Raw genomic sequence first — 15,973 nt, forward strand, 5'->3', positions numbered from 1 at the left:
GACATATCGGCGTCTTGCCGTGCGGAGACCGTCGGTTCGTCACCCCCGGACCGCGCCGGTGACGAGGCCCTTCACCAGCAGCCCCTGCGCGAACCAAACGAAAATCAGGGTCGGGATCACCATGAGCACGCCCGCCGCCGACATGGCCCCCCAATCGATGCCGAACTGCGACACGAAATTGGTCAGGCCGACCGGCAATGTCTGCGCCGCCTCCGAGGAAGAGAGCGTCAGCGCGATCAGCAGATCGTTCCAGGTGAACAGAAAGGTGATGACCGCCGTCGCCCCGATTCCGGGCGCGATCAGCGGCGACACGATCTGCACCAGGATGCGAAGCGTGCCGGCGCCGTCCATCTGAGCCGATTCCTCGATTTCTTTCGGCAGGTCCTGGATGAAGCCCATGAGCAGCCATATGGCGACAGGCAACTTGGAGGCCGTATGCGCGAGGACCAGCGCCGTCAGCGTGTCGAGCAAGCCGATAGAAGCGAAGACGGCGAAGAGCGGGATGGCGAGCGCGACAACCGGGATCATGCGCATGATCAGCAGGATGCTGACGATGATTTTCGTACCGGGCAGATGGAAACGGACCATCGCATAAGCGCATGGAACGGCAAGCAACGTGACCAGGATGACGGTAGCGACGGAAACGATCACCGTGTTCCAGAGATAGTCGTTGAGGCCGTATTGCGTGAAGACGGAAATGTACTGATTGAAGGTCACCGATTCCGGCAGGATATGCACCGGAACGGCAAAGATATCCGCCGAATTGCGCAGCGAGGTCAGTACCAGCCAGACAAGAGGGAAGACGGTGAGCGTGACCGTGCCGATCAGAACGAGATACCGCACGACAAGCCCGACCGTTATCCCATCCCGGTATTTCGGCCGATGGCTTCGCCGGCGCCCACCGGCGGGCGAAAGGGCGGTGTCAGTCATGAGACCCTCCTAAATTTCCGCCCAAGCCAGGGCACGCCATAGAGCAGAGCGAGGAACAGGAGCGAGAGGCCGAGCGCGATGTAGGAAACCGCGGCGGCATGGCCGAAGGACGCGCTCTGAAACGCCAGCAGGTAGGCGTTCACCGTGACGAGGTTTGTCGCACCGCCGGGGCCGCCCTGCGTCATCAACCAGACGACGTCAAACGTACGGAAGGTGTCGATGATCCGCAGCATGAGCGCGATCATCAGAATCGGGCGCATCAACGGCAGGGTGATGTACCGGAAGATCCCCCAGGGCGAGGCACCATCAACTTGGGCTGCCTCGATCGGCTCCTGCGGCAGGGATTGCAGTCCCGCCAGGAAGAGCAGGACGAGCAACGGCGTATTCTGCCAGATATCGGCGATCATCACGGAGACGAGCGCCCAATTCGGATCGGAGAGCCAAGGAGCCTCCGGCAGGCCGAGATAGCGCAGGATGGCGTTGGCGAGGCCATACTGGCCGTTGAACAGCCAGCGAAAATTGAGGCCGACCACGGCCGGCGCGATCATCGGGGGAACCAGCAGCAACGTGCGGGCGAGCTTCAGTCCGCGCAGCTTGCTGTTGACGAGAATGGCGATTCCCATGCCCGCCGCCACCTCGACCGTGATGGTGATGGCCGAGAAGATCAGCTGCACGCGCAGCGTCTGCTGGAAGCCGAGCGAGTTCCACGTATCGCGATAGTTGCCAAGACCGACGAAATACTGCGACGGGGCGCTGAGATCCCATCGGTAGAAGCTCATGACGAAGGAATAAGCCAGCGGGTAGAGCAGAATCGCGATCATCGCGATGAGCGCAGGGCTTGCGAGAAGGTAACCTCTTTGCCAGCTCACCGCCAGCGACGAACCTCGTCGCTGGCGGCCCCCCGGCCTTACGGCGGGAGTGCTCATGCTAGTTGTACGCCCCTGCTTGCGTCATGATCTGCAGGGCCTCGGCTGCGGCCTGGTTGAGCGCGTCCTCCGGCGTCTGCTGGTTGGAGAGCGCGCGCTCGATGGTCGAGAACATCAGCGTGGAGACGCGCGAGAAGCCCGGCAGCTTCGGCCATTCCTTGCCGGTCGAAATCGTCTGCTCGAGCTGAGCGAGCCAATCCGCCTTTACCCCGCTGGCCTCGGCGACGACCTGCTTGGCGACCGAAAGGCGGCTCGGAAAGTTCGAGAACTCGTTGAAGTTCAGAAGTTGAGCCTCCGGACTCACCGTATACTTGATGAATTCGACAGCCGGATCCTTGCGCTTCGACATGGAGTTCAGCGCCATTGCATGCGAGATGGCGCAGGAGATCGATTTCTTGTTGCGCACATAGGGCGCGGTCGACCATTTTCCGACGATGCGCGACGTCTCGGGATTGGAGAGCGTCGCAAAGGCTCCGGGCCAGTCGAACGTATCCATGACCGCGCCGGAGGAGAACTGCGTCGAGTTCTCGTTCCATTGGTACGAGACGGCGTCCGGCGGCACGACCTTCCACTTCTGGATCAGATCGCGATAATAGGTAAGCGCCTCGACGCCAGGGGCCGCATTGAACGACGGCTTGTTGCTTTCATCGACCCAGTCGCCGCCCGCCTGCCACAGGAAGTCGGAGAACGTGCGTTGGGCCGGGTCACCCTGGCCGGGCACGACGAGTCCATAGCGGCCGTCACCGGTCAGCTTCTGGCTGACCTCGACCAGATCCTCCCATGTCACCGCCGCCTTGAGGCCCTTCTCTTCATAGACGTCAGAGCGATAATACTGCGTTCGCGCATCCATGTTGCGCGGGATCGCCGCCAGGTGTCCGTTCTTGGGATTGACGAGATAATCAACGCCAACCTTGTAGAAATCCTTCAAATCTTCTTCGGAAAAATATTCATTCAGGGCACCGAAGTAATTGAAGAATGAATCGATCTGCGCCGTGTGCGTACTAAAAACATCATAGAGATTGCTGCGCGCAGCACCGAGCGTCACGACTTTGGTCGTCAGTGGCGTAAATTCGAGCAGGTCATACTTGACCTTGATGCCGGTCTTTTCCGTGAACCCGTTGACGACCTTCTCCCAGTATTTCGGATAGAGGGGACCGCCGGTGATAAGCAGCGCCCGGATTTCGTCCCCGGCCGCACGCGCGATGTGCGGCATCGAGAGTGTCGAAGCGCCAAGCGCGGCCGCCGACCCACCCAAGAACCCACGCCGGGTCAAGATACCGCCTTTGGAAAGCTTGTAGGACATTCCTGTTTACCTCCCTGTTAGTCTCTGATGGTCCAGCTCGCCGCCGCACTCCTTCCGGCGACCAAACAATGCTCAAGGCAGCCAGTCGCGATCAGCGCCGCGCCGTGAGCCAGCAAGCCGCCAATGTCTTGACCACGAGAATGCGCCGCCGGACGAAGACGTCGGGCCCGGACTGCGAGGCAAGAACGGCATGCCGGAAGACAGATTTAAGCTGGCGATGTAGCCGCGAGCGCGAACAAGCACGCTCGGCAGATACCGTGCTAACATTGTTCCTCCCCCACCCGGCCGATGGCCAGCGCGAGCTTCGGACAATCGTGCGTATATTGCGCTTATATGCTTATCAACTTGTCCGATAAGTTGATGCTACCCCCGCGCTTGCCGAAGGTCAAGCGCGTCCTGAAAGAGATCCCTCTCCGGAGGTGGCCGAGGGATTGTCTGGAGCCCCTCGTTGCGCCATTAAGGCCGCAAAAGCGAGCGATTGCTCCCAGCAAGGTCGGCTAAGGCCGTACCCGATCGCTCGGAAAGGAATGCTGTGATAGGACTGTTCGGAATGCACGACACGCAGGAGGAGAAGCCCGATTGGACAAGATGCCTGCGCACACGTGAACGGAGAGCCGTACTTGACTGACAAGGTCCAACTCCGAACCCTACCGACACAGGTTGCGGGCGTCCTGATCCGACGAATTGCATCTAACGGATTTCCTGACGGACTTGCGCCTTCCGAGTCGCAAATATCGCAGGAATTCAACGTTTCTCGTGCCGTGGCGCGCGAAGCACTGAAGATTTTGAGCTCCCTCGACATGGTCGAGATCGCCCAGGGCCGCCGTGTGGCGGTACGCCCGATCGCCGAGTGGGACTATTTGAGCCCAATGCTCATTGAATGGCTGCCGCAAGCACAGGTCCGCGAGCTTTTGCTGGAACTACACGATGCTCGCGTCATCTTCGAGCCAGCGATTTGCGCTGAAGCGGCACGTAGTCTTTCCCGCAACGACCTCGCCCGTCTCCACGAGATTCTTGATGCCATGACGGCGGCTCACGAGGATCCAGACGCCTACCTTGAGCTCGACCTCGAATTCCACATGGAGATCTGCCGAGCCACTCGCAATCGCATCCTCGACCGCTTCATGTTCTCCTCGCGCTGGTGGCAGTCAGCCGCCCGCCGAATAAGCAACCAGGCACCGCACGCCTTGCCGATAGCCACGGAACAGCACCGCGCAATCTATGAAGGATTGCTGGCGCGAGATCCGAAACGCGCCGAGATCGCAATGAGGGTTCATCTCGAGGCGAACAAGGTGAACTTTCTCATGGCGCAGCAGGCCCTGGCTGCTCCCTAGACAGCCGCCCTGACCGCGATGTCGAGGGCGGCAGCGGACTTTGCGACGACACCAGCGAGACCGGCACCGAAGCGCCCTCCTTCACCACATGATGCTCGCGCCCCGATCATCACGCAGCGTCAGCTGCGCCCGATGAATCGGGGCGCAGCGCTTTTGAGCTCCGCCCTACCCCGCATGCGCAGCGCCTCGCGGCGATGACAGGAGCACGCGTATTCGGCCCCGCCGCGACTGGGCGGCCCGCCAACCAGAATCAGCGCACACTTAGGCAAAAGCAATCCGGATGCCGCGGGACGAGCCGACCGGACGACCTGGCCAGCCGGTCTTTGCTCCCGGCCAACGGTGAGACCTCCCACCCTCGAGCGCACGCCCGCCGGCGCAAATAGATCAATTGCCCTTTGTGCAGGGAGTACCAGCCAACTGCGCCCACAACCATCAATCAGGAAATTGTGCGATATCACTTGTCAGATAAGTATATAAGCGTATAAGGTTCGCGATATGGGCTAGGTTGCGGCCCGAGAGATGCGGGAGGAAGAAATGCAGCAGCGACGTCTGGGTTCGTCGCCCGTTTACGTTTCCGAGATCGGCCTCGGTACGTGGGGAATGTCCGGCTCGTTTTGGGGAGCTGCCGACGACGCCGAGTCCATCCGGGTCATTCATCGCGCGCTCGAACTCGGCGTGACGCTCATTGACACCGCGGAGGCCTACGGGGCCGGGCACTCGGAGGAGGTTCTCGGCAAGGCTCTCGTCGGACGCCGGGAGAAGGCCGTCGTCGCCACGAAGGTCGCGCCCAATCATCTCGATCCGGCCGAGGTCATCAAAGCATTCGAAGGGTCGCTGAAGCGCCTTCGCACTGACTATATTGACATCTACTTCATCCATTGGCCGCATCCCGACTATCCGATCGGCGATACGATGAAGGCGCTAGAGGGACTCCGCGCTCAGGGCAAGATCCGGGCGATCGGCGTATCTAACTTCACCGTGCGGGAAATAGAGAGTGCAAGCCAGCACGGCACCATTGACGTGCTGCAGCCGCCCTACAACTTGCTTTGGCGGGCGATCGAAGCCGAGATCCTGCCCTATTGCCGCAGCCATGGCGTCGGAATCATTCCCTATAGCGGCTTGGCGCAGGGACTTCTGACCGGAGCGCTCTCGCGCGCCACGAAATTTCCCGAAGGCGACGAGCGCCGCACGACCGTCCTCTTCCAGCCGGGCGTCTACGAGAAAGCGCTGGACGCGGTGGAGGAACTGCGGCCGATCGCGAAACGATACGGAAAGTCGGTCGCGCAGCTCGCCATCCAGTGGCTCACGAGCCGGCCAGGGGTGAGCTCGCCTCTTCTCGGCGCTCGCACGGTGCGCGAGCTGGAGGAAAATGCCGGAAGTGTCGGATGGACGATTGCACCGGATGACGTCGAGACCATCGACCGCTTGACCAGTTCCATCTGGGCGAACATCGCAGAGGAACGCGACATGTTCCGCTACTGGACCAACATCCACAAGCCGCGCGCGACCAGCTAGCCCCCTTCGCGGGGCGAAAACCCCGCCAGCAAGGAAAGCGACGGCTGGGGCCCACCGGATCAGCGCGCCGTGAATACGCGGATTTTACCCATCTACGACGCGCTTCACACCGTATGCCCCAGTGTCAACTGCAGATGACTTCGTGCCCGCGCGGCTAGCGCGCGGTCCAAATGGGCCGGAAGCGCCCGATTGGCGCAACCCGACACGATTGCCAGACGGCCTCGTCGGCCGTTCAGAAGCGAAAGCACCCAAGGGAGAACCTTATGAAGATCGTCGACATCAAAACCGCCGTCGTCGCCTATCACGGTCATGCCACACTGGTCCGCATCGACACCGACGAGGGTATCTATGGCATCGGCGAGGCCAATCCGGATGCCGGCGCCGCGGCGATTGTCGGCCTCATCGCGGAATTGAAGCACGAGCTGATCGGCGAGGATCCGCGCAATGTCGAGTATTGCTGGGACAAGCTGCGGCGCGCCCATGTCTTTTCCGGCGCCCAGTCCGGCGTATTCCTGATCGCCCTGTCCGGCATCGAGATCGCACTCTGGGACCTCGCCGCCAAGGCGGCGGGACAGCCGCTCTACCGCATGATGGGCGGCAAGTATCGCGATCAGATCCGCCTCTACGCCGATTGCGGCGACGGCGATGATGCCAACGGATCGCCTGCCGGCTGCGTTGCCCGCGCAAAGCGCATGGTGTCGGAAGGCTTCACGGCCTTGAAGTTCGATATCGACAATCTGAATCACCCGGCGAAGTTCGACGCGATGAACCCCACCGCCAACGCGGCCGAGATCCGTTCGATGGTCGAGCGCGTTCAAGCCGTGCGCGAGGCGATCGGGCCCGATATCGACCTCTGCATCGACCTCCACGCCCGCTACGACGTGCCGACCGCCTGCCGTATCGCGTGGGAGATGGAGCCCTTCAAACTGCTCTGGCTGGAGGAGCCGATCCCGGCGGAGAATGTCGACGCGCTCCGCCAGGTGCGCTCGCGCAGCCGCACTCCGATCTGCATCGGCGAAAATCTCTACATGCGCTGGGGCTTCCGCGAGACGCTGCAGCAGCAGGTGGCCGACGTGATCATGCCGGACGTGCCGAAGTGCGGCGGCCTTGCCGAAAGCAAGAAGATCGCGAACCTCGCCGAGACCTACTACATCCCCTTCGCGCCGCATCTGGTATCGACCCCGATCGGCACGATGGCGACCTGTCATACCTGCGCCACCGTTCCGAACTTCCTTGTCCTCGAGTGGCATGCGCTGGAGGAGCGTGAAGTTTGGGACAGCTATGTAAAGCTGCCGAATGGCGCGAAATCCATCGTCGAGAACGGACATATCCGTATTCCTGACACGCCCGGCATCGGCGTCGAGCTCGACATGGACAGCGTGCGCAAGCATGCCGTGCCAGGATACGGCATTTTCGCATAAGGGGCAGTTACGGGCGGCACGGGAGGAAGACATGAGCAAGCGCGTCATTTTCACTGGCGGTAGCGGCAAGGCCGGCAGCCATGTGATTCCCATTCTTCAGGAGCGCGGCCACAAACTGCTCAATCTAGACCGCGTGCCGCTCGACTTTCCGGGCGTCAATACCATGATCACGGACCTGGCCGACAGCGGCCAGGTGTTCAATGCGCTCTCGACCTATTTCAGCTTCGACGAGCATTTCGCGAGCGCCGGCCGCGCGCCGGTGGACGCCATAGTGCATTTCGCCGCGATCCCGCGCATCTTGCAGGTTCCGGACAATACCATGTTCGCTACCAACGTGCTTTCGACCTACAATATCCTCGAGGCCGCGACCAAGCTCGGTATCCGCAAGGTGATCATCGCCTCCAGCGAGACGGTCTATGGCATTTGTTTCGCGGAAGGCGACCGCGACTTCCAGAGCTTTCCGATCGACGAGAACCATGATGCGGACCCGACGGATAGCTACGGTCTATCAAAGGTGGTTGGCGAGACGATTGCCCGCTCCTTCGCAAGCCGCACCGGCTCCGACATCTATGCTTTGCGCATCGGCGCCGTGACACTGCCCGAAGACTACCACCGCTTCCCTGCCAACGTCGCCGACCCTCTCTCGCGCAAGCGCGACGGCTGGAGCTACATTGACGTGCGTGACCTCGCCGAGATTGTTCATCTCTGCATTGAGACAGACGGACTTGGCTTTCAGGTATTCAACGCGACCAATGACGACATTATCGCCGAAATGCCGACGGCGGAATTTCTCGCGAGGCACGTGCCCCAGACGCCGACAACTCGGCTGCTCGAGGGCTTCGAGGCTCCTCTGACCAATCGGAAGGCCAAGGAGATGCTCGGCTTCCGCGAGACGTACAATTGGCGCAAAATTGTATCCGACGCCTAGATAGGCAGCCCCTCTTCCAGAAGCCTCCGATTCCGCTCTCTCAGATGGACCTTCGTCCTCAATAAACAGAAGATGCCATCGCTTCTTTTCTTGCCCGGACTATCGCGGCGCGCCAGAGCGAAGGTCACCATCGAGCGCGCATCACGACCCCAGCAAGATGGTCGGCCGAACGTCCGAATTGGGCCGAAAGCCGACCATCCGGTCGTAGCGCCTACGAGGCGCCGAGCAACCGGCAGATCGCAATCGACGTATCAAAGCGCTAGTACGCGGGATCATCCGAAGAAGAAGCGGAAGTTGAGCCAAGCCAAGACGAACTTTTCAGCCTCAGACATTCATCCGCAGTCGCGGACGCCATGATTAACTGACGTTCGCTCGGCTCGCGAGCCGGCGCATGATTGCCTGAAACAATTGTGGTTTGGTATTGATACCCAGCTTGCCGAAGGCCCTCTTGCGATGGGTCTTGACGGTCTCCTCCGATATATTCAGCCGGCTGGCGATTTGGCGTGCATCACCACCGTTTAGATCGAGCAGAAGAACCTCCTGCTCGCGATTGGAGAGCTCTCCACGAGACAAAGCCTGAAGTGCACTGTGCAGGATGTTGTCATCTCCCACCGTGCTGAGCTGATGATGTTGCCAGAATCGACTGTAGAGCGCGCTAAACGTCTGGTTCAGACTCTTGAGCGCTGAAAGCTCATGCGGCTGGAATGCATTAAAGCCGGAACGATAAAGTGCAATCTGCACGGTTTGTAGCGGCGACAGGCGAACCGCGATGGCAAGCTCCGAGCACTGCTTCGGAAAGCCATGTGTGCGGTAGCCGATTTCTTCCCGCTCATCGATCTCGATCCCGATGACCTCGGCAAGCGGCTTCTTGACCGACTGGCAGCGAGCCAATTGCCCCATCGTATAGGTGCCGCTTTCGATCCCGGTCCGATGATGTTGAAAGAAGGGATTAAACCGGTACGTCACCTCCCGGTAGCAATTGCGAAAGCTGCCATGCACCAGATGGCGCATGTCGTCATCGAAAACGTAGGCCAATTCGTCGCCCGAGTAGATGTAGGTTGCCGCGGCATCGGCCTGCACCAGCCGATTGAGCGCCCGCATCGCGACCCTCGGATACTCGGGATTGTCGATGGCAGAGATCATTTCGGCGACGACGGAATCTTGTGCTCCGTTCCCTCCACTACGCAGAATTTTCGTCACCATCCCGTTCGCTAGCCGCCGCCGGCTGTCCCCCCCAAGGGTGATATCGGCGCAATTTTTCTCAGTGTACCCGTTTACCACCAGTACTCAATGCTGTTGTAGGAAACGGGAGGTTCCGAAAAGTCATGAAACGTACTATAGTATTCGCCGGCATAATCGCGATGCTCGCTGGAGCAGCAAACGCGAAAGAGTTGAACGTTGCTACTGCTGCCGCAAATGTACCTTTTGAGTTCGAAGACGCTTCGGGTAATCTTGTCGGCTTCGAAGTCGACTTGATTAATCTCATTGCTGAGCGCACGGGCAAAAAAGCCAATTTTACCCAGATGCCATTCAACAGCACGTTCGCGGCGGTTCAGTCCGGCCGCGCCGATATTGCGATCGGCACCGTCACGATTACCGACAATCGTCTGGAATCCGTGGCCTTTACCCAGCCCTACTATGATGCGAACGCCTGCCTGACGACCAGTTCAAGCGGCGACGTCAAGGGCCTGGGCGACCTGACCGGAAAGACGGTGGCCGTGATCACCGGGACCACGGGCGAGATGTGGGCCACCGAAAATCAATCCAAATACGGCTACACCCAGATCAGCCGCTATGACGGGGTGATGGATCCCATGCTCGATATCGCGACCGGGCGCGTATCGGCGTTCGTGCATGATTGTCCGATCGACGCCTATTACATCAAAGACAAGCCGCAATACGCGATCGTCGACACGATTCCGACCAACGAGCAGTTCGCGATCATGCTGGCGAAGAATAACCCGCTGCTCGACGAGATCAATTCGGCAATCAGCCAGTTGAAGGAAGAGGGTGAAATCGCCAAGATTCACGAAAAGTGGTTCGGCGATGCTCCTGACAAGGACTCCAGCACCGTAGCCGTCCGCCCCATCCCCGGAAAGTAAGCACCGGCCGATCGTGGAACTGCCGAAGACGATGTCCTCGGCAGTTCCACTCTGTTCTAGCGGACCGCCAGCTTTTCAACCATCCGATATACGGTGCTCCCTATGGATTTTTCCTCGACATTTCTAAACTTCGAGGTTCTGAAGAACGCAGCGCCGTTGATGCTTCAGGGCTTTGGACTGACAATCCTGCTCGGAATCACGAGCCTGGCGCTTTCGTTGGTACTGGGGCTCGTTCTGGTGCTGGTCCGGCTCTATGCACCGACACCCCTCCGTATTCTTTCCATTGCCTATATCGATGTTCTCCGGGCAATTCCGCTGCTGGTTCTGCTCGTCCTCGTCTACTACGCGCTTCCCTTTGTCGGGATCCGGCTGTCCGCATTCTGGGCCGCAACCACCGCGATCTCGCTCGTTGCCTCCGCCTATATGGCAGAGACCTTCCGGGCCGGCATCGAGGCCGTGCCGCGCGGTCAGTTCGAAGCCGCCTATGCGCTCGGATTTTCATGGCCGCGACTCATGATCGACATCGTGCTTCCGCAGGCGATGCGCCTGGTCGTTCCTCCCGCGACGGGCGTCGCCATCGGGTTGATCAAGGACACGGCTCTCGCCTCGGTCGTGGCCCTTCCAGACCTGCTGAAGCAGGCAACGCAGGCGCAGGCGTTCTACGCCAACCCGACGCCCCTGGTCGGCGCGGCCCTTCTCTACCTGCTGATGCTCATTCCCCTCGTGCGGATCGTCAGCATGCTGGAACGCCGGCAGAAGAAGCGTCGATGATGAACCTGAGAACCGGGAGGGAGGATACCGTGAGCCACAAGACGCGGGACAAGGAGAGCGGCGAGACGCTGATTGAAATCACGGCGCTGGAGAAGCACTACGGCAACTTTCACGCCTTGCGGAACGTCAACCTGTCGATTCGCCGTGGCGAGGTCATCGGAATCATCGGCTCGTCCGGCTCCGGCAAATCGACCCTCATTCGTTGCATCAATCTTCTCGAGACCTTCACGTCGGGTTCGATCGTCGTCGACGGCGTGCCGGTCCGGGAAGGCAAGGAACTCGCAAAAGTCCGCGCCGAAGTCGGCATGGTCTTCCAGCAATTCAACCTGTTTCCGCACATGACGGCCTTGCGCAATATCGCGATCGCCCCGGTACGGGTCCGCGGCCGCAGCTGGGCGGAGGCCGAGGAGAAGGCGCATCAGCTGTTGCAGCGCGTCGGCCTCAGCGAACACGCCAACAAATATCCCGACCAATTGTCCGGCGGACAACAGCAGCGCGTCGCCATCGCACGCGCCCTGGCGATGGAGCCGGAAGTTCTGCTGTTCGACGAGCCGACCTCCGCTCTGGATCCCGAGATGGTGGGCGAAGTGCTCGACGTCATCCAGAAGCTGGCGCGCACCGGCGTGACCATGCTGGTCGTCACCCACGAAATGTCCTTTGCGCGTCGGATTTCGGACCGCATCATTTTCATGGAGAAGGGCGAGATCATCGAACAGAACGCGCCGGATGCCTTCTTCGACAATCCGCAGACCGAACGCGCCAGGTTCTTCCTGAATTCGATCGTCCACGCCTGAATATTTTCTGTCCCGGTACGGGGAAGGACATTCAATGTTGCAGAAGCCGACATATCCCCTGGAGGCCCGCGCCGCGATCCGGTCTCTGTCCAGCTCGCAGATCCGGGAGGTGGCCAACAGCGCCATGGGACGCAACGACGTCCTCCCCTTCTGGTTTGGCGAAACGGACCAGCCGACCGCGGCGTTCATACGCGACGCCGCGGCCGCGTCGCTTGACGCCGGCGAGACGTTCTACGCCCAGAACCTCGGTCGCCCCTATCTGCGCGACGCGATTGCCGCGTACATGTCCGACCTTCATCGCCGCGAGATGGGCGCCGATCGCATCTGCGTGGTCGGCTCGGGGGTTACGGGACTCGCGATCGTATCGCAATTGATGCTGTCGCCGGGGGACCGGGTCGTCGCCATCACGCCGCTATGGCCCAACATCACGGAAATCCCCCGCATCGCAGGCGCCAATGTCGAGCGGGTGTCCCTGACCGTTCGCGACGGAGAATGGTCGCTGGATCTCGATCGCCTTCTCGCCGCGCTGACGCCCGATACCCGGATGCTGATCGTCAATTCGCCGAACAACCCGACCGGCTGGACGATTTCCGACGAACAGGTCGCCGCGATTACCGCGCATTGCCGGAAGCTTGGCATCTGGGTCGTTGCGGATGACGTCTATGAGCGGCTCGTCTACGACCCCGCCGTTCGTTCGGCGCCGAGCTTCCTGAGGCATTTCGATGCCGAAGAACGGCTCATCTCGGTCAACAGCTTTTCCAAGGCCTGGTCCATGACCGGCTGGCGCGCGGGCTGGATCACGGCTCCCGCCGCCTTGGCGGCCGATCTGGCGAAGGTGATCGAATACAATTTCTCGTGCGTGTTCGAGCCGGCGCAGCGCGCCGCGACGATAGCGCTGCAGCAGGGGGAAGCGGAAGTCGCTGATCTTCGGACTCGGCTTGGGCGTACCCGCGCTTTGATGGCGTCGGGTTTGCGCGACATCCCCGGAATCGAAGTCCCCGAGGCCGGAGGAGCCATGTATGTCTTCTTCAGAATTGCGGGACAGCCGGACTCCGTCATGACCGCCAAGCGTCTCGTCAACGAGGTTGGACTTGGGCTCGCGCCAGGCTCCGCGTTTGGGTCGGAGGGAAATGGTTGGCTGCGTTGGTGCCATGCGATCGCCGACGAGGCCCGTCTGACGGATGGAATCGGCCGGCTGGAGACGTTTGTCCGACGCAATTCGTGAGGGCGTGCCCGGACAGGGTTTCACGCACCGCGTCGGAGACGTCGTATCAATCTCCAACGTCCAGTTGGACACGCTGCGCAATACGTACGCCTGTCGACCGAATGCATGCCATGGGTGTTCGGCCCTTCGCATCTCCTGCGAAACCTCGCGGCAAGGGGATTGCTCTGATCGCGGCGGCTCTCGGGCCGCTCGCGCCATAGCCCTCCCCTCAAGCCCGTCGATCAGGCATAGCGCGCGATGGCCAGATCCGTCGCGTCGATATCCGGCTTTCGGCCGGAGACCAGATCGGCGATGATCCGTGCCGAGCCCGAGCTCATCGTCCAGCCCAGCGTGCCGTGACCGGTATTGAGGAAGAGGCCGGCGACCTTCGTCGGGCCGATGACCGGCGTGCCGTCCGGCGTCATGGGGCGCAGGCCCGACCAGAAGCTGGCCTTCGAGACATCGCCGCCCGGGAAAAGGTCGGTGACCGAGTGCTGCAGCGTGAGGCGGCGGGGCTCGCCGAGATCATTGGTATAGCCGGAGATCTCCGCCATGCCGCCGACGCGGATACGATCGCCGAGGCGGGTGATGGCGATCTTGTAGGTCTCGTCCATCACGGTCGATTCCGGCGCGCGCGTGGCATCGGTGATCGGGATCGTCAGCGAGTAGCCCTTGACCGGATAGACCGGCAGGCGAATGCCGTGCGGCCGCACGATGAGCGGCGAGAAACTGCCCAGCGCCACGACGACGGCGTCCGCCTCGAGCCGGCCGTGCGCCGTGACGACGGCGCGAACGCGACCGCCTTCCACGTCGAGCCCGCGGATGATGCTGCCATAGTTGAAACGCACGCCGAGCGCCTCGGCCTTCGCCGCCAGCGCATTGGAGAACTTGAAGCAATCGCCGGTCTCGTCCTTCGGCGTCAGCAGGCCGCCGACGATCTTTTCGCGCACATGCCGCAACGCCGGCTCGACGCGGATGCAGCCCTCGGGGTCGAGGGCTTCATAGGGAACGCCGTCGGCGGCGAGCGCCTGGACGTCCTTGGCCGAGGCGTCGAGCTGCGCCCCGGTGCGGAAGAGCTGCAGCGTGCCCTGCATGCGCTCGTCATAGGCGATGCCGGTCTCCCCCCGGAGCGCGGCGAGCGAAACGCGGCTGTAGTCGGCAAGGCGCAGCATGCGGCTCTTGTTGAGCGCATAGCGGGAGGACGTGCAGTTGCGCAGCATCTGCGCCATCCAGGACAGCATGGCCATGTCGATCTTGGGGCGCAGGATCAGCGGCGCGTGCTGCATGAACAGCCACTTCATGGCCTTCACGGGAATGCCCGGCGCGGCCCAGGGCGAGCAATAGCCGAAGGACACCTCGCCGGCATTGGCGAAGCTGGTCTCCAGCGCCGGACCGGGCTGGCGATCGACGACCGTGACCTCGTGTCCCGCCCTGGCGAGCTGATAGGCCGAGGTAACGCCGACAATGCCGGCGCCGAGAACGATAACTTTCATGGTGTCCTCATGCGAAGAACAGGTCTTGTTTGTTGATTTCTGCGGCCGCGCGAAAGGAACCGGCGCGGCGCGCTTCCGGCGACGGTCTCAGCGGTATCGCCGCTCGTATCGGCGGCCGAGGCCGGTCAGGATCTCGTAGGGGATGGTGCCGGCATCGCGCGCGACATGCTCCAGCGTCTGGTGCGGTCCGAGCACTTCCACGAGGCTGCCGAACCTGAGGCGGCCTTCGGGCAGCGCGGAAATGTCGACGGTGATGCTGTCCATGGAAACGCGTCCGACGATGGGCAGGCGGATGCCGTCGCAAAAGACCGCGCCACGTCCCGAGAGGCTGCGCGGCAGGCCGTCGGCATAGCCTGCGGCGATGGTGGCAAGGCGCGTCTCGCCGGCGGCGACATGAGTTCCGCTGTAGCCGACGCGCGTGCCCGCGGGCACCGTGCGCGTCTGAACAACCGCGACGTCGAGGCGCACCACCGCTTCCAGAGGATCTGCCAGGCCGGCGATCGGCAGGCCGCCATAGAGTGCGATCCCTGGGCGGACGAGCGCTCCATGATAGGCCTTGTCGAGGAAGATGCCGCCGGAATTGGCAAAGCAGACCGGGAATTGTGGGAGCGCCGCCGCAACGCGTTCCATCTCGATGAACTGGTCAGCGTTCTGGACACTCTCGGGATCGTCGGCGGAGGCAAGGTGACTCATGACGAACAGGACTTTGATCCCGCGTTCGACGTTTACGAGTTCGGCAAGCTCCGCCCGCTCTTGCGGCGGAACGCCGAGGCGTGACATGCCGGTGTCGAACTGGAGGACCGCTGGCAGCTGCCGATCAAGACTCCGAGCGGCGGCGGCCCATTGCCGCCATTGCTCGAGCGAATTGATGACCGGGACGATGCCCTCCCGCGCGCAGGCCATTTCGTTCCCGGGCTGAAGTCCGTTCAGCACGAAGACCATTGCGTCGTTTGCGAGCAGCGGGCGGAGGCGAAGGGCCTCGTCGAATTGGGCGACGAAGAAATGGCGGCAGCCACAGGCGTAGAGCTTCTTTGCAATCCGGTCGGCTCCGAGCCCATAGGCGTCGGCCTTGACGACGGCGGCCGCGCGCGCCGGCGCGGCCATTGCGGAAAGCCGCAGATAGTTGCGGGCGATGGCAGAAAGATCGACGGTCAGATACCCCGTCGCGCCCCCCTTGCCGGCCATCTCATCCAGTCCGCTCCGCTGTACCGCGCCGCCCATCTCAAGCCTCCTGCTATCACCGGAGACTATT

Annotated in this window: 14 protein-coding genes and 1 pseudogene; 9 read left to right on the forward strand and 6 right to left on the reverse strand. The window is 61.8% G+C overall.

All coding sequences use genetic code 11. The annotated features are described in order from the left end of the window. Window positions 1-39: 39 nt before the first annotated feature. The 3 genes from K32_RS19255 to K32_RS19265 form a co-directional block, all read right to left on the reverse strand. A complete protein-coding gene (locus K32_RS19255; RefSeq protein ID WP_201401056.1) occupies window positions 40-930 on the reverse strand; it encodes a carbohydrate ABC transporter permease in 891 nt (296 codons plus the stop codon). Further along, entirely contained in the window at window positions 927-1,751 is an 825-nt protein-coding gene (locus K32_RS19260; RefSeq protein ID WP_201401057.1) for a carbohydrate ABC transporter permease, read from the reverse strand. Before K32_RS19260 ends, K32_RS19255 begins: the two co-directional genes overlap by 4 nt. Before the next feature lie 106 nt (window positions 1,752-1,857). Then, a complete protein-coding gene (locus K32_RS19265) occupies window positions 1,858-3,159 on the reverse strand; it encodes a sugar ABC transporter substrate-binding protein (protein ID WP_201404573.1) in 1,302 nt (433 codons plus the stop codon). Between the two features lie 620 nt (window positions 3,160-3,779). Between K32_RS19265 and K32_RS19270 the strand changes: the two genes are divergently transcribed. The 4 genes from K32_RS19270 to K32_RS19285 all read left to right on the forward strand — a co-directional run bounded on the left by K32_RS19270 (window position 3,780) and on the right by K32_RS19285 (window position 8,357). Beyond that, window positions 3,780-4,493 carry a FadR/GntR family transcriptional regulator gene (locus K32_RS19270; RefSeq protein WP_201401058.1) on the forward strand — a complete coding sequence of 238 codons (714 nt, stop codon included), beginning with the start codon at window positions 3,780-3,782 and terminating at the stop codon, window positions 4,491-4,493. A 534-nt stretch (window positions 4,494-5,027) separates the two neighbouring features. Beyond that, window positions 5,028-6,008, forward strand: coding sequence for an aldo/keto reductase (locus K32_RS19275; RefSeq protein WP_201401059.1), 981 nt, complete (start codon window positions 5,028-5,030; stop codon window positions 6,006-6,008). Between the two features lie 263 nt (window positions 6,009-6,271). Further along, window positions 6,272-7,429, forward strand: a complete 1,158-nt coding sequence (locus K32_RS19280) for a mandelate racemase/muconate lactonizing enzyme family protein (protein WP_201401060.1) — start codon at window positions 6,272-6,274, stop codon at window positions 7,427-7,429. Between the two features lie 31 nt (window positions 7,430-7,460). Next, window positions 7,461-8,357 (forward strand): NAD(P)-dependent oxidoreductase, encoded by an 897-nt coding sequence (locus K32_RS19285; protein ID WP_201401061.1) that lies wholly within the window; start codon window positions 7,461-7,463, stop codon window positions 8,355-8,357. Between the two features lie 357 nt (window positions 8,358-8,714). Here the strand turns inward: K32_RS19285 and K32_RS19290 are convergent, their stop codons facing one another. Further along, a complete protein-coding gene (locus tag K32_RS19290) occupies window positions 8,715-9,560 on the reverse strand; it encodes a LuxR C-terminal-related transcriptional regulator (RefSeq protein WP_201401062.1) in 846 nt (281 codons plus the stop codon). Between the two features lie 122 nt (window positions 9,561-9,682). Between K32_RS19290 and K32_RS19295 the strand changes: the two genes are divergently transcribed. The 5 genes and pseudogenes from K32_RS19295 to K32_RS25000 all read left to right on the forward strand — a co-directional run. Next, window positions 9,683-10,459 carry an ABC transporter substrate-binding protein gene (locus K32_RS19295; protein WP_201401063.1) on the forward strand — a complete coding sequence of 259 codons (777 nt, stop codon included), beginning with the start codon at window positions 9,683-9,685 and terminating at the stop codon, window positions 10,457-10,459. A gap of 102 nt (window positions 10,460-10,561) precedes the next feature. Beyond that, window positions 10,562-11,230, forward strand: coding sequence for an amino acid ABC transporter permease (locus K32_RS19300; protein WP_201401064.1), 669 nt, complete (start codon window positions 10,562-10,564; stop codon window positions 11,228-11,230). Beyond that, complete coding sequence (locus K32_RS19305; protein WP_201401065.1) at window positions 11,227-12,024, forward strand: amino acid ABC transporter ATP-binding protein; 798 nt, start codon at window positions 11,227-11,229, stop codon at window positions 12,022-12,024. Before K32_RS19300 ends, K32_RS19305 begins: the two co-directional genes overlap by 4 nt. A gap of 34 nt (window positions 12,025-12,058) precedes the next feature. After that, window positions 12,059-13,249 (forward strand): pyridoxal phosphate-dependent aminotransferase, encoded by a 1,191-nt coding sequence (locus tag K32_RS19310; RefSeq protein ID WP_201401066.1) that lies wholly within the window; start codon window positions 12,059-12,061, stop codon window positions 13,247-13,249. 7 nt (window positions 13,250-13,256) lie between these two features. Continuing rightward, window positions 13,257-13,417, forward strand: a pseudogene (locus K32_RS25000) (fumarylacetoacetate hydrolase); the annotation flags it as partial. Window positions 13,418-13,470: 53 nt separating this feature from the next. Here the strand turns inward: K32_RS25000 and K32_RS19315 are convergent. Both K32_RS19315 and alr read right to left on the reverse strand, forming a co-directional pair. Next, the gene (locus K32_RS19315; protein ID WP_201401067.1) at window positions 13,471-14,721 is read right to left on the reverse strand and encodes a D-amino acid dehydrogenase; all 1,251 of its coding nucleotides are present in this window, start codon (window positions 14,719-14,721) and stop codon (window positions 13,471-13,473) included. Window positions 14,722-14,808: 87 nt separating this feature from the next. Next, entirely contained in the window at window positions 14,809-15,942 is a 1,134-nt protein-coding gene (gene alr / locus K32_RS19320; protein WP_201401068.1) for an alanine racemase, read from the reverse strand. Window positions 15,943-15,973: the final 31 nt, after the last annotated feature.

The organism is Kaistia sp. 32K (assembly GCF_016629525.1).
In the GTDB taxonomy this organism is placed as follows: domain Bacteria; phylum Pseudomonadota; class Alphaproteobacteria; order Rhizobiales; family Kaistiaceae; genus Kaistia.